This window comes from Brooklawnia sp., from assembly GCF_032229645.1.
Lineage (GTDB): Bacteria > Actinomycetota > Actinomycetes > Propionibacteriales > Propionibacteriaceae > Brooklawnia.
Genome location: NZ_JAVTWX010000081.1, coordinates 21,294 through 41,502 on the forward strand (window position 1 = coordinate 21,294; position 20,209 = coordinate 41,502).

Genomic DNA, 20,209 nt, shown 5'->3' on the forward strand with positions numbered 1-20,209 from the left:
TCAGGACTCCTTGGTCTGGTCGGCGTCGCTATCGGTGGTGCTGCCGGCGGGCGAGGGCAGCCGACCGAGATCGCCGCCGTCGGTCTTGCCCGTCTGCAGCCCGGGCACACGACGTCGTCCGCGGATCGTCACCGCCTGCACGGTGCGGCTGACCCCCGGCTCGAAGCGGTGTGAGGTGCCGGCCGGGATGTCGAGCCGGAACCCGAACGCCTTGTCACGGTCAAAAGCCAGCGCCGAGTTCGCGTCCGGCAGATGCAGATGCGAGCCGATCTGCACGGGCCGGTCGCCGGTATTCGTGATCGTCAGATCGATGCGCTCCGAAGCAGAACGGTCCGCGTTGATCTCGACGGTCCCCGGCGTGACCCGGATGGCGCCCGGTCCCTCGCCGCTGCCCCCGGCGATCGGATGATGCAAGGTGACCAGCTTGCGTCCGTCGGGGAACATCGCCTCCACCTGCACGTCGGTGATCAGGTCGGCGACCCCTGGCATCACGTCGTCGGGGCCGAGCACCTCGCGTCCGGATTGCATCAGCTCGGCCACGCTCGCCCCGTCGCGCGCCCGCTCGACGACCCACGAGGTCAGCAGTGCGACCGCCTCGGGGTAGTTGAGCTTGACTCCGCGCGCCTGCCGGTCGCGAGCCACCATTCCGGCCAGCGCAAGCATCAGCCGTTCCTGATCACCTGGAGTGAGATGCATTGTGATACTCCTCGATCTCGTTGTTGTCATCTGCCCGACGCAATGCTGGTCCATCGTTGCCCGGTTCCAGCCGCCAACCAAAGTCGGCGAACTCGTCCAGTACGAGCTGATCGTGCGAGATCAGCAGCACACCGATGCCGTGCTCGTCCGCTGCTGCCCCGACCTGTTTCAGCACGTCATCGGCTGTTCGATGGTCGAGCATGGCGGTGATCTCGTCGAGCACCAGGTAATCGGGCTGCAGCGCGAGCGCCCGGGCAATGCAGGCCCGTTGCAGTTCGCCCCCCGATACCTGATCCGGACGACGGACGAGCACGTCGGTGGGCAGTCCGCACAACCCGGCCGCTTCCTCGGCGCGGACGTCGAGCCCCGCGAGCCGGGCCGGTAGCTCGATGGCCTTCGCCAGGCTCATCCGCGGGTCCATCGCGGTGAACGGCTGCTGACAGACCCAGCCGACCTTGCGGCGCACCTGCGGGGGCAGCCGGAGTCCTGCTTGGGTCAGCGTCCGGCCATCGAGCTCGATGGCCCCGGCGTCCGGCGCGGCCAGCAGCGCCATCATCGACGCGAGTGTTGACTTGCCCACCCCGGACGGCCCGGCCAGGCCGACGATCCGGCCGCGCGGCACCTCGAGGCAGAGGTCTCGGACGATCTGCTGTCCGCCGAGCACTCGGGTGACCCGGCGGGCCGCCAAGCCCGGCCCCGGCTCAACAGGAGCAGCCGCGGCCGAGCGCCGGACGACTCGGCGTGGCGCGATGAGTTCGCGCGGATCGCCCTGGGCGGTGATGGTTCCGTTCTCGATGACCGAGACGAGATCCCCGAACCGACGCGCAAGCCCCGCCTCATGGGTGATGAGCAGCACGGCGTGACCGCTGTGAGCGAAGCTCGCCAGGGCATTCATCAGGCCGGCCGCGGATTCGCCATCGAGGCCGGCGGTCGGCTCATCGGCCAGCAGCACGGGCGGATGACCGATCATGGCCGCCACCAGCCCCAGCCTGCTCAGCTGACCACCGGACAGTTCGTGCGGGTAGCGGCCGAGCCAGTCGATCTCCGCGCCGGCGGCCCAACACAGCTCGCGGAGCCGCTGCTGATCGTCCGAGCTTGTCAGATGCGGGTGGACGGGAAGCAGTCCGGTTCTCGGCGAGATGGCCCCGATGGCCTCCCGCAACTGGGTGCCGATTGTGCTGGTGGCGGTGAACGCGCTGACCGATCCCTGGATGGTGGTGCCGATGATCCTGCCGAGAATACGCGAACGGAAGGCCCTCGGGCCTAACCCAACCAGATTCCAGTGGGCTTCGCCGTGATCCAGCTCGATCCGGCCGCCCAGTCGTGCGGTTCGTGGCAGCATTCCGGTCAGCGCGTTGACAATGGTGGTCTTGCCCGCCCCCGACGATCCGAGCAGCACATGCAATTCGCCCGGGCGCAGATCGAGGTCGATGCCTTTCAGTGCGGATCGGTCGCCATAGCTGACCTCGAGCCCGCGCACCGTGATCTGTGCCCGCGCGTGATCGTGCGAAGCGTGGCTGGTGTGCTCAGCCATGGCGGTGCTCCCTCGGGCTGACCACTGCGGTGATGGCCACCGTTGTGATGATCAGGAGTCCGGCCGGGGCGGCCAGCGTCCACCAGCTGCCGGTGAGCAGTGCCTGCTGGCCGAGGTTCAACAGCGAGCCCAGCGAAGGCTGGTGCGGCGGCAGCCCGAGCCCGAGGAAAGTGAGCGTCGACTCGTGCCAGATGGCATGCGGGATGAGTAGCCCGAATGCCACGCTGAGCTGGCTGAACAGCCGCGGCAAAACGTGATGGCGCAGCAATTGGGCGCGGGTGAAGCCCTGGGTGATCGCGGCCCGATAGTGGTCGCGCACCGAGATGGCCAGCAGTTCGGCCCTGGCCAGCCGGGCTGTCTGCGGCCAGTGGGTGAGTGCGACGACCATGATGATCGCCAGCAGCGAGCCGCGGAAGGTGGCCGCGATGACGATGCCGAGCAGCAGATGCGGGAGCGAGTTGATCCCGTCGACGATCCGCATCACCAGACGGTCGAAGCGTCCGCCTATCAGCCCGCAGCTCAGGCCGACCGCCGAACCCAGCACGATCGCGCTGAACGCGCCGGCCAGCGCCACCAGGATCGAGACCCGCAGGCCGTAGGCGCACCGGACGAACAGATCTCGTCCGGCGAGATCGGTGCCGAAGAGATGCTCAAGGCTCGGTGGCCGAGCGCCCACCTGATACGAGACATCGGTCAACGGCACCATATTCGTCAACGGCACGACGACCGCGTACACCACCAGCGCAGCCAACCCCAGGCCGGCCACGGCACGCGACCACGAGACCCGGGGCATTGCGAGCCCACGCGTCCGCCCGCGGGGAAGTGCCAGGTCATAGCTCATCGGGATCGGTCCTCGGATCGAGCCGGACCAGGGCGAGATCGGCCAGCAGGCCGCCGATCAGAGCCATCGCGGCGAGCAGCATCGACACCACGCCGAGCAGCGGGAAATCCTGGGCCAGGGCCGCCGCCACCAGGGATTGCCCGAGTCCGGGCCAGGAGAAGATCTGCTCGACCAGCACCGAGCCGGCGATCACCTCGGTCAGCCGGGCGCCGGTGATCGCCAGCACCGGGATCATCGCGGTGGGCAGAATATGCCGCACGAAGACCCGATGCTCGCGAATCCCGCGAAGCCGAGCGGCCCGCACCCCCGGATCGTCGGATGCCTCGACCAGTGCCTTTCGCAGATGCAGAGTGATCCACGGCAGCTGCCCAGCGGTGACCGCGGCGACCGGCAAGATCATGTGTCGCGAGGTGCCGGCGAAACTGACCGGCGCCCCCGGGGTGGTGATGCCGCCGGCGGGCAGCGCCTGCAATCCGAGTGCGAAGACGGCGATCAGGCCTAGTCCGACGAGGAACGGCGGCACCGCCGCGAGCACCCACATCAACAGATCGAGCCCACGGGCCAGCAGGCCCTGTGGCCGCCTTGCGGCCGTGATCGCGAGCGGGACGGCTACCACGAACCCAGCCAGCAGGCCACCGGTCATCAGCAGCAGCGTCCACGGCAGACGGGCCGACACCACGTCGGCCACCGGCATCCGCGCCGAGATCGAGTAACCCGGATGCCCGGTCAGCACGCCGCCGAGCCAGCTCAGCCAGGTCTGCCACCACGGCAGCTGCGCCACCGCGCTCTGGATACCCTCGCGTCCGGCGGCACTGGTGAACTCGTCCTGCGAGCCGAGGAACGCGGCGGTCGGATCGACCGGTGCGAAGCCGGCCAAGACGAAGACCAGCAGACTGAGCCCGATCAGCAGCGGAATCAGCCAGCCGAGCCTGCGAAGCACCAGCCGTGCCGCGAGTGCCGCGCGACTGCGGTGGCGGCGCGGCCGCACCCGATCGCGCGGTTCGGTGCTGACGGGCGTGGTGCTCATCGCCAGCTCGCCACATTCCACCAGGGCCCCCAGGCCACGCCGTGTTCGTGGGGTTCGACGACATGCTCGATGGGGGAGTACCGGTCGAGCCCGCGTGCCACGTAGCTGTGATCGAGGACGAAGAGGCTGACCGTCGGCGGGTTCGCGATCAGCAGCGACTGCAATTCGCGGTAATCCGCGTCACGAAGCGCGGTATCGACCTCGCCACGGGCCTTGTCGAGCAACTCGTCCACCGCCGGATTGCGGTACTGGCTGGGATTCGAATACGGGTCGTTGGGGTCATAGTCGGCGAACGACGAATGCAACGCGCTGAAGACCTGGGTGTCGGGATCGTAGGGCACGTCTCCGCCGCCGAAGACGAATGCGGTGGTGGCGATCTTCTGTCTGGCCTGCGCACGGTCGACTGCCAGCAGCCGCACCTCGATCCCGAGCTTGGCCGCATCGGAGGCGAAGGCCTGCGCCGCGTCGCGCCGCACGGTGTCCTCGGCGAAATACATCAGCTCGAACGAGAACGGGACGCCGTCTTTCGTCCGCATGCCATCGGAACCCAGTGTCCAGCCGGCGGCATCGAGAAGAGCGGCAGCCCGCTCCGGGTCATAGCCGAAGGTGGCGTCCGGGTTGAAAGCGTCCCCGAAGGAAGCAGTGATCGGGGTGCTCGTCGGCTGCCCGTGACCGGCCAGGATGCCGGCGATCATGGCCTGCCGGTCGGTGCCCAGATTGAGTGCGATCCGCACCTGCGGATCGGCGAAGATGGGCAGGCTCTGGGGCAATGTGATGCCACGGTAGTCGCCGCTCGGGTTGGTGAAGATCTCCAGCCCCTGCTGGCCGTCGAGCTGCGACGCGACCAGCGGCGAGAGCTGGGCTCCGTCGAAGTCGCCGCTCAGCAGCCGTTGCGCGCGGACGTTCTCGTCGCTGACGAACCCGATGACGATGGTCTCGACGGCCGGTTTGCCGCGCCAATAGTCGTCCCGGGCCTGGAGGGTGATGGAACTGCCCTGCTGCCAGTCGGCCAACGTGTACGGGCCGGTGCCGTCGGGCTGGCGGGTCAGCGTCGAATCGAGGATGGAGCCGCCGACCTTCTCGGAGGCGGGGATCCCCAGGGTCAGCAGCACCGGGAAGGCGGCATAGGGTGCCGAGAGCGTGAAGACCACGGTGAACGGGTCGGTGGCCTCGACCGAGGTCAACAACCCGTAGTTTCCGCGTAGTGGTGATGCGGTGGCCGGGTCGAGCACCGCCTGGTAGGTCGCCACTACGTCGTCGGCGTCGAAGGCCGAGCCGTCGCTGAACGTCACTCCTTCTTGCAGGTGAACCGTCCACTGGCTCAGATCGTCGTTGGCTATCGGCAGTTGGGTGGCCAATTCCGGTTCGAGACCGTCGGCGCCCACGGTGACCAGCGAATCGTAGAACTTCGAGGTGATCGAGAAGGTGTACTCCAGCGGATTTAGAGTCTCGTATTCGTTCGTCTCCGCCAGCCGCAAGATCGCCCCGGCCTGCGCGGAACCAACCGATACCGAGGGCACAGATGCCGGGGCCTGACACGCGCTGAGAACGGCTGCCGTTGCCACGGTGGTGAGCCACATCGAGATGCGCATGATGCCTTTCCTCCGGCGGGAGTCTTCCTTCAAGGGTGACGTTATCAACTTGCCGTTACACAGCAGTTACACGGTGACCGTCAGCAGCGCGCAGCAGGTTGTGAGGATCCAACGCGCTTGATTGCTCCCCCGCTGGCTCCAGCGCGTCGGTTTGATCGCGGCCGGGGCAGCTGGGGAGCACTGAAGCATGTTGAACCATCCGGTTCGCCAGAGACCGTCGAGTTATCCACAGTGTGTTGTCCGTTTGACCGATCCGGGGGGCGGCTTGCCGATCCTTCCGGCATGCACACAGATCTATTAGGAGTCCTGGCTGCCACCGGTGGTGTGATCAATCGCGCGAAACTGCCCCAATTGAGGGGCGCGATCAGTTGGGCACTGAAGCAAGGTGACATCGAGCGGGTTCTGCCGGCCATCTACGCGCGCACCGGCGAAGCCGGCGATCTGACGATCAAGATGCGGGCGGTGATGGAATCCGATCCCGATGCAGTGATCCTTGGCCAGGCCGCAGCGGCGCTGCATGGCCTGTTCGGAGCAGATGAGTGCCAGGTGATCGAGGTCGCGTCACGGCGACTGCACTCTCGAGGTTGGCTGCGGGCGACACACCGGCAGATACCAGCAGAATTGATCACCTCGGACCAAGGTATCCGCGTCAGTAGTGCGGCCTTGACTGTTGTCGATCTGATTCCGGCTCTGGGGAGCGCGGTAGTCGACGACGCACTGCGCCGCCGGATCCGGCTCGATGACATGACGGCGGCGTTGGCTGCTATCCCGGGCAGGCCGGGGAACCAGCAGCGCGCCCGCCTCTTGGCAAAATCAGCCAGTCAGCCCTGGTCCGCGGCGGAGCGCGTTGGCCACCAGGCTCTCCAGGCAGCTGGGATACATGGCTGGAAGGCGAATCTGCCCATCACGGCATCGATAATCGCCGATATCGCGTTCGACCCGCTCAAGCTGATCATCGAGATCGACGGGTACACCTATCACGGGGATGAGCGCGCGTTTTCGAGAGACCGTCGACGCGATGAGGAGTTGGCAGTTCGCGGCTGGCAGGTGGTGCGCTTCACCGCGAAGGATGTCTTCGATGATCCTGCCCGCTTCGCTGCCCTGGTGAAACAGATCTGTAAGGCGCGAGCTCGGCAACTCGGCGTTCAGTGGGCGTGATCGCGCCGCTCAACGCGCTTGATTGCTCCCCAGATGCCTCCGGGGCGTCGTTTTGATCGCTGCCGGGGCAGCTGGGGAGCACCGGAGCATGTTGCTCCTGCTCTAGGCTGGTGAGCAGGTTCGGCAGACAACGAAGAATGGTGGGAAAGAGGTTGCTGGTACTACATGGGCTGTGGGGCCGGGCCCGCGGGCTGCTGCTCTGGGCCGAGGATTCCGGGCGCACGATGACCAGCCGGAGCCAGGCGTTGCGTAGCGCCCGCCGGCACCCGTTCGCAGCCGACCACGAGCAACTCGCGGCAATACTCGCCGACACCGGCGACGATCTGGATCCGGTGGTCTTGCAGCTGCCCTCAACGGCAAAGTCACCACTGGATTCGCCTGAGATGGTGCGTCTGGCTCCGAGGCGCGGGGCCCGCAACGAGCCCGGACTGCTGAGGTGGTCAGTGCCGGTCGCAGTGCTGGCGCCGGCGAGGGCGCTTGCCTGGCTGAGCAATCCCGATCGGCAAGTCGACGACGTTCGCGAGGGTGCCTCGATCCGCTACCTGACCGAGCTGGCCGATCTCGCGGTCGACCTCGTGGCCGCCGGGCGGGTCCTGCCTACTGCGCTGATACAACCCGCCGATCGTGGTGGGCCGGGCCTCAAGCACCCCGAATCCGAGGCAAACGATCGCAGCTCGAACGACCTCACCTCTGCTATCGCGCGTTGGCGCCCCGTGCTCACCGGACCAGATCTGCTCGTCTTCCAGGCTCTCGTCAACACGATGCCTCCCGTCTGCCGGGCCGAAGTCTTGCCGATGTCGGAACCGAACGCCCAGGTCATGGGGGCCGAACCCTACGAGCTTGCGCAGGATGCGTTGGCCGTGCTGGTTGACTGCGCAGCGCGGGCGTCGCTTGCCGACATGTCCTTGCTTCCGCCGCGCCGAGGTCGCGCGCCCCGAACACAACCCGCCGCCGAAGCCTGGATACAGGCGCTGCAATCACCCGACGGCCACTTCGTGGCGGTTCCTCAAGAATTCGCCGAACTCGAGCGCCAACTCGCGGCCTGGGACGAGGTGGGTGCTCCCCGGCCAGGCGCAGCGCATGCGGTGTTCCGGTTGGCCGAGATAGGCGCCGACCATGATGTGCTGATCGACTCCGGGCTGCCCGCTGGGGACGATGCCGGCCTCGACACCGCTTCACTCCCGAACCCGCTTCTCGACCCGGCCGACGCTGCTGCCCAGGCTGGCGACCGAACCACGGCCGGAGGCACCAAATGGCGGGTGGAGTTCTTGCTGCAGTCTGCGGTCGATCCGAGTCTGCTCGTCGCGGCTCCGCAGGTCTGGGAAGACGACGGTGCTTTGCAGCGGTGGCTTGATCATCCGTCCGAGCTTCTGCTAGCCGAGCTGGGACGAGCCAGTCGCATCTACCCGGCATTGGCCGGTGGATTACGCGCTGCCAAACCGGTAGCCATGGATCTGGCCAGCGACGGCGCGTACGACTTCTTATCGCGTGCCGCTCCCAGGCTGGAGGAGGCCGGTTTCGGCGTACAGCTACCGAGTTGGTGGGATCATCGTCCGAGCCTGGGGCTGAAGGCGAGCGCGAGCACCCCAAGTGACGCCCAGAGCGAAGGCGGGAGTCTCGGCCGCGACCAGCTCTGCGACTTCCAGTGGCGCCTCGCCATCGGCGATCAGGAGCTGACCGACGATGAGATCGAAGCGCTGGCCGCAGCCAAAGCGCCGCTTATTCAGTTTCGGGGCCAGTGGGTGACAATAAACCCAGACCGGCTGAAGCGCGGCCTGGAGATTCTGCGCGAAGCGGGGCCCGGGCACAAGACAGTGTCCGAGGTATTGTCCCTTGCGGCTCTCGGCGCCGGGGCCGATGAGTTGCCGCTCGATATCACGGCCGTGGAAGCCGACGGCTGGCTGGGGGAGCTGCTTGCCGGTACCGTTCCGCGGGCATTTGAAGTAGTGGACGCGCCGGACCAGTTTTGTACCCGTCTGCGGCCCTATCAGCAGCGGGGGCTTTCCTGGCTGGCATTCCTGTCAAGAATCGGTCTCGGGGCCTGCCTCGCCGACGACATGGGACTGGGCAAGACGGTGCAGTTGTTGGCGCTTGAAGCACTGGAACGATCCGGTGGAGCCCCGGGTTCTGGTGGTGGCGATCCAGACGAGTCGGGTTCGGCTCTCAGCGCGCCTGGGAGCGGGGCGCCCGAGCATCGTCCTACCTTGTTGCTCTGCCCCATGTCGTTGGTCGGTAACTGGCAGCGCGAGGCGGCGAAGTTCGCCCCCGGTCTGCGGGTCTACGCGCATCATGGTCCCGGACGAGCCAGCGGCGAGCACCTCGGCGAACTGCTCACGACGACCGACCTGGTCGTCACGACATACGGCACTGCGCTGCGCGACCTTGAGGAACTGGAAGCTGTTGAGTGGCGCCGTGTCGTCCTCGACGAGGCACAGGCCGTGAAGAACAGCCTGTCGCAATCCGCGAAGGCCGTTCGAAGACTCAAAGCCGATCACAGAATCGCGCTCACGGGCACGCCGGTAGAGAATCGGCTATCCGAGCTGTGGTCGATCATGGATTTCCTGAACCCCGGTCTGCTCGGTTCGAGCGAGCTGTTCCGCACCCGTTTCGCGATCCCGGTCGAGCGCTACCACGATGTGCATGCGGCTGAGAAGCTTCGCGGCGTCACTCGGCCCTATGTCTTGCGGCGGCTGAAGACCGACCCCGCCATCGCCGGCGACCTGCCGGAGAAGATCGAGACAAAGCAGTACTGCCGCCTCACGGTTGAGCAGGCCTCCTTGTACCAAGCGGTGGTGGGCGAGATGATGCGCAAGATCGAGATAGCGGAGGGAATCGAGCGCCACGGCCAGGTTCTCGCCACAATGACCAAGCTGAAACAGATCTGCAACCACCCCGCGCAACTGCTGCACGACGGCACCGCGATCGGCGCGCGTTCCGGTAAGGTGGCGCGGCTCGAAGAGATCCTGGACGAGATCACCGCCGAGGGCGACCGCGTACTGTGCTTCACCCAGTTCACCGAGTTCGCGGAGATGCTGCTGCCTCACCTAGCAGCCCGCTTCGGCGCCGATATTGCCTATCTGCACGGCAAGACTCCGAAGGCCAAACGCGACGAAATGGTCTCGCTGTTCCAGAGCGGCGATGGTCCGCAGATCTTCCTGCTGTCACTGCGGGCAGGGGGCACCGGACTCACCCTGACAGCAGCGAACCATGTCATTCACCTCGATCGCTGGTGGAATCCTGCCGTCGAGAATCAGGCGACCGATCGTGCATTTCGCATCGGCCAGAAACGCAATGTGCAGGTACACAAGTTCATCTGCACCGGAACTCTTGAGGAGCGCATCGACGACATGATCACCGAGAAGCAGGCGCTCGCGGATCTGGTGGTTGCCGACGGCGAACAGTGGCTGACGCGGCTGTCAACAGGTGAGCTGCGTGAGCTCTTCACGCTCTCGGCGGAGGCCGTCGGTGAGTAGTCGGGTGAACCCGAGACGGGGATTGGCGGCGAGCAGAAAGCCCATGAGCAGAAGGCACGTGAGATGAACAAGTCCTGGGACGGTTTCTATACACCGTCGCGACCGCGAACGGTGGACGGCGGAATCAAGGCGCGCAGTACCCGGGGCGCAATCGGCACGCGCTGGTGGTCGCGGCGGTTCATCGAGGTGCTCGAAGGATTCGGAGTCGGAAGCCGGCTGAAACGCGGAAAGAACTATGCCAGGCGCGGCCAAGTCATGGAGTTGGCCATCCTGCCCGGAATGGTGAGCGCGAAGGTGCAGGGAAGCCGATCGCGGCCGTACCGGGTGCGGATCGGAGTGCAGGCATTCGGCAAAGCCGAGTGGACGCGGATCGAGGAGACGCTTGCCGCTGACGCTTGGTACCTGGCGCAGCTACTCAGTGGAGAGATCCCCGATGACATTGAGCAGGTCTTCACCAAGGCCGGCTTGCCGCTCTTCCCGGCCGAGGCACGAGATCTCAGCATGGACTGTTCGTGTCCCGACTGGGAGGTGCCGTGTAAGCATCTGGCGGCCGTCTGCTATCTGCTTGCTGAGCGCTTCGACGAGGATCCGTTCGCGATTCTCGCCTGGCGTGGGCGGGAGCGCGACGAGCTGCTTGAGAACTTGGCCGCCCTGCGAAAGTCGGGTATTGGCCCCGCCGGTGCGTCGGAGGGCCAGGGTAAGCCACTGTCCGAGTGCCTTGACTCCTTCTTCGCGCTGCAGGGCGAGCTGCCACAGCTTGTGGCACGGCAGTCGTCGATGGCCGCACTGCTCGATGAGGCGCCACCGATGGACCTGTCTGTGCGTCACCGCAGCGTGACCGAGCTGCTGCGCCCCGCCTATCTCGCGTTTGCAGCCGTTGACCAACGCGCTTGATTGCTCCCCAGATAGTTCCGGCGGGCCGGTGGGATGGCTCCGGAGCGATCTGGCGACCACTGAAGCGCGTTGCGACGACTAGACTCACCCCGTGAGCGCAGCCCAAACTGGCAGTCCGTTGACCGTTTTGGTGGTGGGGTCGGGTGGACGAGAACACGCCCTGGCCCTTGCCATCTCCCATGACCCGGGCGTTGCTGCCGTGCACATCGCACCCGGCAACCCCGGGACGACCGCGATCGGCACCAACCACCCGGTCGACATCTGCGATCCGGACGCGGTCGCCCGGCTGGCCACAGAGACCGGCGCGAACCTGGTCGTCATCGGGCCTGAAGCTCCGTTGGTGGCCGGCGTTGCCGATGCCGTGCGCGCGGCCGGGATCGCCTGCTTCGGTCCGAGCGCCGCCGCCGCTCAACTGGAGGGCTCGAAGGCCTTCGCCAAGCAGATCATGGCCGAGGCCGGTGTACCAACCGCGGGCCACCGCGTCTGCCACAGCCAGCAGGAACTGGCGGCGGCGTTCGACGAGTTCGGTGCCCCCTATGTCGTTAAGCATGACGGGCTGGCCGCAGGCAAGGGCGTGCTTGTGACCAACGACCGGCAGGCAGCCCTGGACCACGGCGCAGGCGCCGATCAGGTGGTCGTGGAAGAGTACCTCGACGGCCCCGAGGCCAGCCTCTTCGTGATCACCGATGGCATCCATGCCCTGGCATTGCAGCCTGCTCAGGACTTCAAACGTGTCGGCGACGGTGACGCCGGCCCGAACACCGGCGGAATGGGCGCCTACACACCGCTGCCGTGGCTGGCGCCCGGCACCGTGGACGACGTGATGGCCAGCGTGGTCGCCCCGACCCTGGCGCGGATGCGTGAACTGGGTATCCCCTTCGCGGGCCTGCTCTACGTCGGACTGGCGATCACCTCGGCCGGGCCCAAGGTGGTCGAGTTCAATGCCCGGTTCGGCGACCCCGAGACCGAGGCCGTGCTGCCCTTGCTGCGCAGCCCCCTCGGTCAGGTGCTCTATGCGGCTGCCACCGGCACCCTTGCCGAAATCGGTCCACTTGATTTCGACGACCGCGCCGCGGTCTGCGTCGTCCTCGCCGCCCAGGGTTACCCCGAATCGCCCCACAAGGGTGGACGCATCGCGCTGCCCGCCGACACCGATCGGGTGCACGTCATTCACGCGGGCACCGCGCTCGACGAAACCGGACAGATGGTCGCTGCCGGCGGGCGGGTCCTGGTCGTGGTGGGCACTGGGTCCGGCCTCGCCGAGGCACGTGCAGCGGTCTACGACCAGATCGCCGAGATCGACTTCCCGACCGGCTTCTGCCGCTCGGATATCGCTTCCAAAGTCATCTGACAAGGAGAATCAGTTGAGCATTCCGAACGTCTTGGCTACCCGCTATGCCTCCGAACAGATGCGCGCCATCTGGTCGCCGATCAACAAGATCATCGCCGAGCGCAGACTGTGGATCGCAGTCCTCGAAGCCCAGCGTGATCTCGGTGTCGAATTCGGCGGGGATGATCCCGATCACGTGATCGCCGACTATGTTGCGGCGATCGATCAGGTCGATCTCGACTCCATCGCCCGGCGCGAGGCCATCACCCGGCACGACGTGAAGGCTCGGATCGAGGAGTTCAATGCGCTGGCCGGCCATGAACACATCCACAAGGGTATGACCAGCCGCGATCTCACCGAAAACGTCGAGCAGATGCAGGTGCTCGAATCGCTGAAGCTGATCCGTTCGCGTACCGTCACGACACTGGGTCGCCTCGGCGAACTCGCTGTCCGCTTCAGCGCTCAGCCGATCGCCGGGCGTAGCCACAATGTCGCCGCCCAGGTCACCACGCTCGGCAAGCGGTTCGCCAGCTGCGCGGACGAACTGCTGATCGCGTATGCCCGTCTCGACGACCTGATCGGACGCTACCCGGCCCGCGGCATCAAAGGCCCGGTAGGTACCAGCCAGGACATGCTCGACCTGCTCGGCGGCGATCTGGCCAAACTCGACCAGTTCGAGCAGCGCATTGCGTCCGGGCTCGGCTTTGCCGAGGTGCTCGACTCGACCGGCCAGGTCTACCCGCGCTCGCTCGACTTCGACGCGCTGTCCGCTGTCGCCCAGACGGCATCGGCCCCCTCGAGTCTCGCCACCAGCATCCGGCTGATGGCCGGAAACGAGCTGGTCACCGAGGGCTTCGCCAAGGGGCAGGTGGGTTCGTCCGCGATGCCGCACAAGATGAACACCCGCAGCTGCGAGCGGGTCAACGGGCTGGCGGTGGTTGTCCGCGGCTATCTGTCGATGATCAGCGAATTGGCCGGCGATCAGTGGAACGAGGGCGATGTCAGCTGCTCGGTGGTGCGCAGGATCGCGCTGCCGGACGCGTTCTACGCCCTCGACGGACTCTTCGAGACCTTCCTGACTGTGTTGTCCGGCTTCGGGGCATTCGAGAAGGTGATCGCTGCCGAACTTGATCGCTATCTGCCGTTCCTTACCACCACCAAGGTGCTGATGGCTGCGGTACGCAAGGGGGTCGGACGCGAGGACGCTCACGAGGCGATCAAAGAGAACGCGGTCGCCGTGGCTCTGGAGATGCGTGCCACCGGTGAGCGGACGAATCGGCTCTTCGATCGACTGGCGGCCGATTCCCGGCTCGGGTTGAGCCGCGACGAACTGGACCACCTGGTGAGCGCCCCGCTGGAGCTCACCGGAGCGGCGGCTCGCCAGGTTGAGCGCGTGGTCGCGCGGATCACGCCACTGGTGGACGCCGATCCGCAGGCGGCCGCGTACCATCCCGGGGCCGTGCTGTGACCCGTTGACCAGGCCACTTGTCGTTTGAAGACCCTCGGCAGCGGTCAGGAAACCAGCTTGACCACCGGGGCCTCGCCCGACAGATCGAGGCTGAAGTAGCTCGTCCGGGTGAGGACGTAGCTGTCGAAGGTGGCACGACTGCCGTCGGTCAGCTGGCCCTCACCCGACGCGGTCGTCTGGTAGCGCACCGGGAATGTCTGGCTGAAGGCATCGCTCGCGGACCAGCCGCTGCTCGGAACCGTTAGCTGCGACGCCGGGTCATCGGGCGACAACGCCCAGACGATCGTCCCATCGACCGCATGGCCGTTAGTGAAGCCCAGCACCCAATTGCACGTGCCGGGGGAGACCTTCTCGGCCACGCAGCCGTTGAGGATACCGCGGACCTGGTCGATCACTTGCTGCTGCACACCATCGGCCACGATCAGATCGGCCTCGATTGTCGTCTGGCCACCGGTGAAGATGTCGAAGTCCGCCTGACCCGGCGCGTACGACAGCAGCGCCAGCCCGGAGGCCACCGTGTAGCTGCCCGGCAGCACACTGAGGTCGAGCGGGCCAGGGCCCACCGGGATCCCGTTGATCTGCACGGACTGGCCGGTCTCCAAGCCGGCCCGCCCCAAGACTTCGGAACCGTCGATCTTCCAGCTGCCATCGACCTCGCTGGCGTCCCACTCCACGACCCGGGTGGTCCCGTTGATCTGGACGCTGGCCTGCTGGCTGAAAACGCCACCTGAGTGTGTGACCACGAAGCTCGGATTGAAGCTGAACGAATCGGGATTGCCGGCGATGGCGTCGTTGGTCAGCAATGGTTGCCCGTCGGTGAGCGAGGAATCCACATCGAGGTAGCTGAGCGCCGTGCTCGCGTCTCCGGCCTGAAGCGCTGTCAGCAGTCCGGTCATCGCGGCCTGGGCATCGCGCTCGTCGTTTCGTGAGGTGAACCAGTTGACGCCCAGATAGCCGCCGATGCCGAGGATCAGCAGCGCGACCACGACCAGTGCGATCAGTCGCCGTCGCTTCGCGTTTGCAGCATTCTTGGGGTTCGACCGATAGCTGGGCGGGGTGGCCGGACCGCCTGGGCCGTACCCGAACTGGGGTCCTTGCCGCAGCCGGGCCTGAGGCTGGCCCGGCTGCGCGGCGTAATAGTTGAAGCCTTGCTGTCCCGGTTGTCCGGGCTGGAAAGCCGGCTGCGCGGGCCCCGGCTGCGGGAACCCCGGCTGCGGGAACCCCGATCCGTGGACGGATCGCGGGCCCGGTTGGTTCTGGCCTGGCTGGCCCGACACACCAGGGTTGGCCTGGCCATAGCTGCCGGAGCCGCCAGGTCCGTGTCCGTCCGGGTTCTGTCCGCCCTGACCAAAGGTGCCGGATGGCTGACCTTGTCCCGGAGCGTTCGGCGGAGTGGTCATCGTCGCGCCTCCTCAAGTTCGCAGCGACAGTCTAGTTGCTCGGTGGTGATACTCGGTGGCGATGGTCGGTGACACAGGCGCCGACTAGGCGTGGCTCGACACGCGCTGGGCATGCTCGCGTCCGTTCGTCTTGCGGTTGACCACTGCTGCCAGTTCGGTGCACAGCTGCTGGGCCGCGTCGGCATTCGACTGCACCTCCTGCGGTTCGGTAACGAACCAGTTCAGCTCCAGGCCCGTCTGCCGGCCCCAATTGGCGGCTCGGCGCAACTCCTGGTCCACAGCCTTGGCGAGATCGTCCTCGGTGCCGAAACCGATCGCCCACGGTAGCAGCCGACTGAACTCGGCCCCTGCGTTGGCAACCGCGATGTCTTCGGGACGCAAGGCCTGTAGCGCGGATCTCAGTTGCTCGGCGCGGGTTCGCGCGAGCATCCCGTCGGGCGTGTGTTGGCTGCGGATACGTCCCAGGGACGCCAGCGAGATGCCTGCTGCAACGACGGCCAGGCCACCGATAACGCCGCGGAAATCATCGGTCGCAACCCAGTCGATCAACATGGATGCAGTGCCCAGCAGCCCGAGGACGAGCACCAGAGCGCCGATCCAGCCCCATCTCGAGTGGCGTGCCCGGGCGTCGGTGACGAACCAGTGCTGCTGGTCGATCTGCGCTCGCAATGCCGTCTGAGCCTTCTCCAGCGGCCTGGCGGGATCCTTCGTGAGGTCGCTGAGCATCACGTGACCGTCGCTGGGAGAACCGTCGACAAGCAGACGCTCGTAGTCGAGCAATGCGCCGTCGGCCTGCTTGGCGGTGCGTTGAAGCTGCCACGTCGGGCGTCCGGAACTCGTCGAGGCCGGGGTGATCAGCAGGTAGCCGCGCACGGCCAGATCGAGCAGCGTGAGCCTGATACCGCGGACGCTCACCTCGCCGGAGGTGAGCGCAACAGCCATCCCTGGGCGCAGGTCGGCCGGGGGAGTCAGGGGTTCCTCGGGTTCGAGAAGACCGGCGCGCATCGCGGCCTGCACATTCTGGGCGGGCCTGCGTTGCACCAGCACGACTGCAATGGCTGCGGCCAGAATCAGCAGACCGGCCACCAAGAAAACGAGCTCATGCACCAGTGGATCCTCCTCGCAGTCAAGATTAGTGGCCGCTTCACGGACTGGTCCGGGCGCCACTCCGCAGGCGGGCGGTCATAGGCTTACGGCGTGAGCCAATACGGGAACCTCGGGCTGCCCCTCGTCCATGCCGGCAAAGTGCGCGAGCTCTATGCGCTCGACGATCCGGGCCAGTTGCTGATGGTGGCGACCGACAATATCTCTGCCTATGACTACGTGCTCGACACCGTGATCCCGGGTAAGGGCATCGTGTTGACCCAGCTAACGCTGTGGTGGTTCGACCAACTCGCAGACCTGATCGACAATCACCTGATCTCGACCGAGGTCCCTGAGGCGGTGGCCGGGCGCGCGATGATCGTGGAGAGCCTTCAGATGGTGCCGATCGAAGCGGTGGCGCGCGGCTATCTGACCGGATCGGGCTGGGCCGAATACCAGGCGAGTGGCACGGTCTGCGGCGTGCCGCTACCGGCGGGCCTGCGCGATGGCTCGCGCCTGGAGACCCCGATCTTCACGCCGGCACGCAAGGCAGAGTTGGGCGAGCACGATGAGAACATCAGCTTTGAAACCATGTGCGCCGAGATCGGTGACGACCTGGGCGCGCGGCTGCGGGAGGCGACGCTGACGATCTACGCGCGAGCCGAGCAGATCGCTCGCGAGCGGGGCATCGTGCTGGCCGACACGAAGTTGGAGTTCGGGCTGCGTCCCGATGGCACGCTGGTGCTGGGAGATGAAGTGCTGACGCCCGATTCGTCCAGGTTCTGGGATGCGGACGAATGGTCGCAGGGCAGGCTGGCGAGCTTCGACAAGCAATATCTGCGCGACTGGCTGGTCCGCGACTCGGGTTGGGACCGCTCGTCCGACGCAGCACCGCCGAGTCTGCCCGCCGAGGTCGTGGCCAAGACCCGCGAACGCTATCTGGCGGCCTTCCAGCGCTTGACGGGTCGCGAACTGACGCTCGATTAGACGATAAGCTTCCGATATGACACGAGTAGTCGTCGACGTGATGCCGAAGCCCGAGATCCTCGATCCTCAGGGCAAGGCGGTGACCGGGTCGCTTCAGCGCCTGGGTTATCGGGGTCTGACCGTACGCCAGGGCAAGCGCTTCGAGATCACGGTTGACGGAGACCTGACGGACGAGCGCATCGAACAGATCCGGGATGCCGCCGAGAAACTGCTCGCCAACACGGTGATCGAGAGTTTCGACGTGCGGGTGGAAGAGTCGTGAGCCGCATCGGCGTCGTCACCTTTCCCGGTTCTCTCGACGATCACGACGCGTTGCGCGCGGTGCGACTGTCGGGGGCCGAACCGGTGTCGCTGTGGCATGCATCCGATTCGCTCGACAGCGTCGACGCGGTCATACTGCCGGGCGGTTTCAGCTACGGCGACTACCTGCGTTGTGGCGCTATCGCCCGTTTCGCTCCGATCATGGACGAGGTCGTGCGTGCCGCGAACGCAGGCATGCCCGTGCTCGGCATCTGCAACGGCTTCCAGGTGCTCTGCGAATCGCATCTGCTGCCGGGCGCGATGATCCGCAATCAGCAGCGCAAATTCGTCTGCCGCCAGCAGAAGCTGCGCGTGGAGACCGCCGACACCGTCTGGACCTGCGATTTCACGGTCGGTCAGCAGATCACCATCGTGTTGAAGAACGGCGAGGGCAACTACCAGGCCGCCCCGGACACCTTGCGCAAGTTGGAGGATCACAACCAGGTGGTCTTCCGTTATGTCGACAACCCCAACGGGTCGAGCAACGATATCGCCGGTATCACCAACGAACGCGGCAACGTGGTCGGCCTGATGCCGCATCCCGAGCACAGCGTCGAAGCACTCACTAGTCTGACCAGGGACGGGCTGACCTTCTTCAGTTCGGTGCAGCATTTCCTGGCGCTCACCAACTAGATCTCGCGCCGCTGGTTGGTCAGTAGTACACGGCCAGCGGGCCACGCGGGCCGTCGATCACATCGACCGGGGTGTCGAAGACCTGGCTGAGCATCTCCGCGTTCATGACCTCGCTGGACGGCCCGAAATGGGTGATCAACCCATCCTTGACGGTGCAGATGAAATCGGCGTAGTGGGCGGCGAAATTGATGTCGTGCAAGACGATCATGATCGTTCGGCCCAATTCGGCTGCGGCACGTTGCAGATGTTGCATCATCAGTACCGAATGGCGCATGTCCAGGTTGTTCAGCGGTTCGTCCAGCAGCACGAATTCGGTCTCCTGACACAGCACCATCGCCACATAGGCGCGTTGGCGCTGACCACCTGAGAGCTGATCGAGATAGCGGTTCTCCAGATCGGCCAGGTCGAAGAAGTCGATCGCCTGGCTGATGACTTTCTCGTCCAGGCTGGTGATGCGTCCCTTCGAATAGGGGAAACGGCCGAACGAGACGAGCTGGCGCACAGTCAGCCTGGTGACGAAATGATTCTCCTGGCGCAGGATCGACAAGATCTTGGCCAGGTCGTTCGAATCCGCGGTCGACACGTCCAAGCCGGCGACCTCGATGGTGCCCGCGTCCAGGCCGAGCAGCCGCCCGATCATGGTGAGCAGCGTCGACTTGCCGGCGCCGTTCGGGCCGACCAGAGCGGTGATACCGCCGGTGGGGATCGTCAGATCGACCGGACCGATCACGACCTCGGAACTATAGCTCTTGCGCACCTCGCGCAACGTGATCACAGGCGTCCCTTTCTCAAGATGACGAAGAGGAAGACAGAGCCCCCGACCATCTCGATGATGATCGACACCACGCCTTGGGCATAGAAGATGTTCTTCATCACGAAATAGGCCCCGCTGAGCACCACGAACGCGCAAAGTGCGGCCATCGGGAAGATGAATCGGTGATCGTGGGTATCGGCCAGCTGGTAGGCCAGCGTGGCCACCAGGAATCCGAGAAAGGTCATCGGCCCGACCAGCGCGGTGGATATCGCCATCAGCACCGCCACCAGGCTCAAGGTACGGATCAATTCGCGATGATGATTCACTCCGAGGCTGACGGTGACGTCGCGTCCGAGCGCCATCAGATTCAGCGTCCTCGACCTGGCGATGAGCAGTCCTCCCGCGGCGAGCGCGATCGGAATCGCATAGGGCAGATAGGCCGGATCGGCATTCGACATGTTGCCGAAGAGCCGGGCCGACAGCACATCGAATTCGCTCGGCGTGAGCAGGCGCTGCATGAAGGTGGATACCGAACCCAGCCCGGTGCCGATGATGATGCCGATCAACAACATCACCTGCAGATTTGCGTATTCTCCGCTCAACAACCAGCCGTAGAGCACGACGGCCATCGTAACCATCAACGCGACCTGCATCAAGAATTGCGGGACGCCCTGGATGGCGATGATGCCTGCGACTCCGAGAAAATACATCGCCGAGGTCTGAATCGCGACATAGAGCGACTCGAATCCCATGATCGACGGTGTGATGATCCGGTTATTGGTGACGGTCTGGAAGCCGACGGTCGCTGTCGATTGGCAGAATGCGACGACCGCCATCACGACGATCGAGGTGGCTCGCAGTTTGGCGATCGTCCAGAAGCCCTTGCTGCCGACCGGCATCGGGTTGTCCCAGGCGAGCAGCCCGAACCCGAAGACCAGCGACAAGACGACGAGCGTGCCGAGGATGAGCCAGTAGCGTCGTGCCCCTCGATCGGCAAGCGAGGCTGATGTGCGCGGCGAGGGTTTGGTCACGGCGGCCG

The 20,209-nt window shown here is 65.7% G+C and carries 15 protein-coding genes and 1 pseudogene; 7 read left to right on the top strand and 9 right to left on the bottom strand.

The features are described from left to right. The 5 genes from AAFP05_RS05590 to AAFP05_RS05610 are packed head-to-tail and all read right to left on the bottom strand — an operon-like array spanning position 1 to position 5,690. The gene (locus tag AAFP05_RS05590) at positions 1-696 is read right to left on the bottom strand and encodes an urease subunit gamma (RefSeq protein ID WP_341728867.1); all 696 of its coding nucleotides are present in this window, start codon (positions 694-696) and stop codon (positions 1-3) included. Next, positions 677-2,230, bottom strand: coding sequence for an ATP-binding cassette domain-containing protein (locus AAFP05_RS05595; protein ID WP_341728868.1), 1,554 nt, complete (start codon positions 2,228-2,230; stop codon positions 677-679). The genes AAFP05_RS05590 and AAFP05_RS05595 overlap by 20 nt, the downstream gene beginning before the upstream one ends. Next, the gene (locus tag AAFP05_RS05600; protein WP_341728869.1) at positions 2,223-3,071 is read right to left on the bottom strand and encodes an ABC transporter permease; all 849 of its coding nucleotides are present in this window, start codon (positions 3,069-3,071) and stop codon (positions 2,223-2,225) included. The genes AAFP05_RS05595 and AAFP05_RS05600 overlap by 8 nt, the downstream gene beginning before the upstream one ends. Further along, a complete protein-coding gene (locus AAFP05_RS05605; RefSeq protein WP_341728870.1) occupies positions 3,061-4,098 on the bottom strand; it encodes an ABC transporter permease in 1,038 nt (345 codons plus the stop codon). Before AAFP05_RS05605 ends, AAFP05_RS05600 begins: the two co-directional genes overlap by 11 nt. Beyond that, a complete protein-coding gene (locus tag AAFP05_RS05610; RefSeq protein WP_341728871.1) occupies positions 4,095-5,690 on the bottom strand; it encodes an ABC transporter substrate-binding protein in 1,596 nt (531 codons plus the stop codon). The genes AAFP05_RS05605 and AAFP05_RS05610 overlap by 4 nt, the downstream gene beginning before the upstream one ends. Before the next feature lie 282 nt (positions 5,691-5,972). Here AAFP05_RS05610 and AAFP05_RS05615 point away from each other — a divergent pair, with 282 nt between their 5' ends. From AAFP05_RS05615 to purB, 5 genes are all read left to right on the top strand, one after another. Then, the gene (locus AAFP05_RS05615) at positions 5,973-6,848 is read left to right on the top strand and encodes a DUF559 domain-containing protein (protein WP_341728872.1); all 876 of its coding nucleotides are present in this window, start codon (positions 5,973-5,975) and stop codon (positions 6,846-6,848) included. A 137-nt stretch (positions 6,849-6,985) separates the two neighbouring features. Next, complete coding sequence (locus tag AAFP05_RS05620) at positions 6,986-10,321, top strand: SNF2-related protein (protein ID WP_341728873.1); 3,336 nt, start codon at positions 6,986-6,988, stop codon at positions 10,319-10,321. A gap of 63 nt (positions 10,322-10,384) precedes the next feature. Then, positions 10,385-11,215 (top strand): SWIM zinc finger family protein, encoded by an 831-nt coding sequence (locus AAFP05_RS05625; RefSeq protein WP_341728874.1) that lies wholly within the window; start codon positions 10,385-10,387, stop codon positions 11,213-11,215. Positions 11,216-11,333: 118 nt separating this feature from the next. Beyond that, positions 11,334-12,566, top strand: a complete 1,233-nt coding sequence (gene purD / locus AAFP05_RS05630; RefSeq protein WP_341728889.1) for a phosphoribosylamine--glycine ligase — start codon at positions 11,334-11,336, stop codon at positions 12,564-12,566. Positions 12,567-12,579: 13 nt separating this feature from the next. Further along, positions 12,580-14,013, top strand: a complete 1,434-nt coding sequence (purB, locus tag AAFP05_RS05635) for an adenylosuccinate lyase (protein ID WP_341728875.1) — start codon at positions 12,580-12,582, stop codon at positions 14,011-14,013. Positions 14,014-14,057: 44 nt separating this feature from the next. On the opposite strand, the gene AAFP05_RS05640 is transcribed toward purB, so the two are convergent. Beyond that, on the bottom strand, positions 14,058-15,413 hold the full coding sequence (locus AAFP05_RS05640; protein ID WP_341728876.1) for a hypothetical protein: 1,356 nt from the start codon (positions 15,411-15,413) through the stop codon (positions 14,058-14,060). An 84-nt stretch (positions 15,414-15,497) separates the two neighbouring features. Beyond that, complete coding sequence (locus AAFP05_RS05645; RefSeq protein WP_341728877.1) at positions 15,498-16,520, bottom strand: hypothetical protein; 1,023 nt, start codon at positions 16,518-16,520, stop codon at positions 15,498-15,500. Between the two features lie 90 nt (positions 16,521-16,610). Here AAFP05_RS05645 and AAFP05_RS05650 point away from each other — a divergent pair. Both AAFP05_RS05650 and purQ read left to right on the top strand, forming a co-directional pair. Further along, positions 16,611-17,745, top strand: a pseudogene (locus tag AAFP05_RS05650) (phosphoribosylaminoimidazolesuccinocarboxamide synthase). Beyond that, positions 17,742-18,416 carry a phosphoribosylformylglycinamidine synthase subunit PurQ gene (gene purQ / locus AAFP05_RS05655; protein ID WP_341728878.1) on the top strand — a complete coding sequence of 225 codons (675 nt, stop codon included), beginning with the start codon at positions 17,742-17,744 and terminating at the stop codon, positions 18,414-18,416. Before AAFP05_RS05650 ends, purQ begins: the two are co-directional and overlap by 4 nt. 19 nt (positions 18,417-18,435) lie before the next feature. Here the strand turns inward: purQ and AAFP05_RS05660 are convergent, their stop codons facing one another. Together AAFP05_RS05660 and AAFP05_RS05665 are read right to left on the bottom strand one after the other, a co-directional pair. Beyond that, positions 18,436-19,191 carry an ATP-binding cassette domain-containing protein gene (locus AAFP05_RS05660; protein ID WP_341728879.1) on the bottom strand — a complete coding sequence of 252 codons (756 nt, stop codon included), beginning with the start codon at positions 19,189-19,191 and terminating at the stop codon, positions 18,436-18,438. Then, positions 19,188-20,201: an iron chelate uptake ABC transporter family permease subunit gene (locus tag AAFP05_RS05665; protein ID WP_341728880.1), complete on the bottom strand. Its 1,014-nt coding sequence runs from the start codon at positions 20,199-20,201 to the stop codon at positions 19,188-19,190. Before AAFP05_RS05665 ends, AAFP05_RS05660 begins: the two co-directional genes overlap by 4 nt. Positions 20,202-20,209 lie beyond the last annotated feature (8 nt).

Excerpts from the sequence above, each read along its gene's own strand:
- AAFP05_RS05590 (WP_341728867.1), bottom strand. The coding sequence starts at position 696 with ATGCATCTCACTCCAGGTGATCAGGAACGGCTGATGCTTGCGCTGGCC.
- AAFP05_RS05595 (WP_341728868.1), bottom strand. The coding sequence starts at position 2,230 with ATGGCTGAGCACACCAGCCACGCTTCGCACGATCACGCGCGGGCACAG.
- AAFP05_RS05600 (WP_341728869.1), bottom strand. The coding sequence starts at position 3,071 with ATGAGCTATGACCTGGCACTTCCCCGCGGGCGGACGCGTGGGCTCGCA.
- AAFP05_RS05605 (WP_341728870.1), bottom strand. The coding sequence starts at position 4,098 with ATGAGCACCACGCCCGTCAGCACCGAACCGCGCGATCGGGTGCGGCCG.
- AAFP05_RS05610 (WP_341728871.1), bottom strand. The coding sequence starts at position 5,690 with ATGCGCATCTCGATGTGGCTCACCACCGTGGCAACGGCAGCCGTTCTC.
- AAFP05_RS05615 (WP_341728872.1), top strand. The coding sequence starts at position 5,973 with ATGCACACAGATCTATTAGGAGTCCTGGCTGCCACCGGTGGTGTGATC.
- AAFP05_RS05620 (WP_341728873.1), top strand. The coding sequence starts at position 6,986 with ATGGTGGGAAAGAGGTTGCTGGTACTACATGGGCTGTGGGGCCGGGCC.
- AAFP05_RS05625 (WP_341728874.1), top strand. The coding sequence starts at position 10,385 with ATGAACAAGTCCTGGGACGGTTTCTATACACCGTCGCGACCGCGAACG.
- AAFP05_RS05640 (WP_341728876.1), bottom strand. The coding sequence starts at position 15,413 with ATGACCACTCCGCCGAACGCTCCGGGACAAGGTCAGCCATCCGGCACC.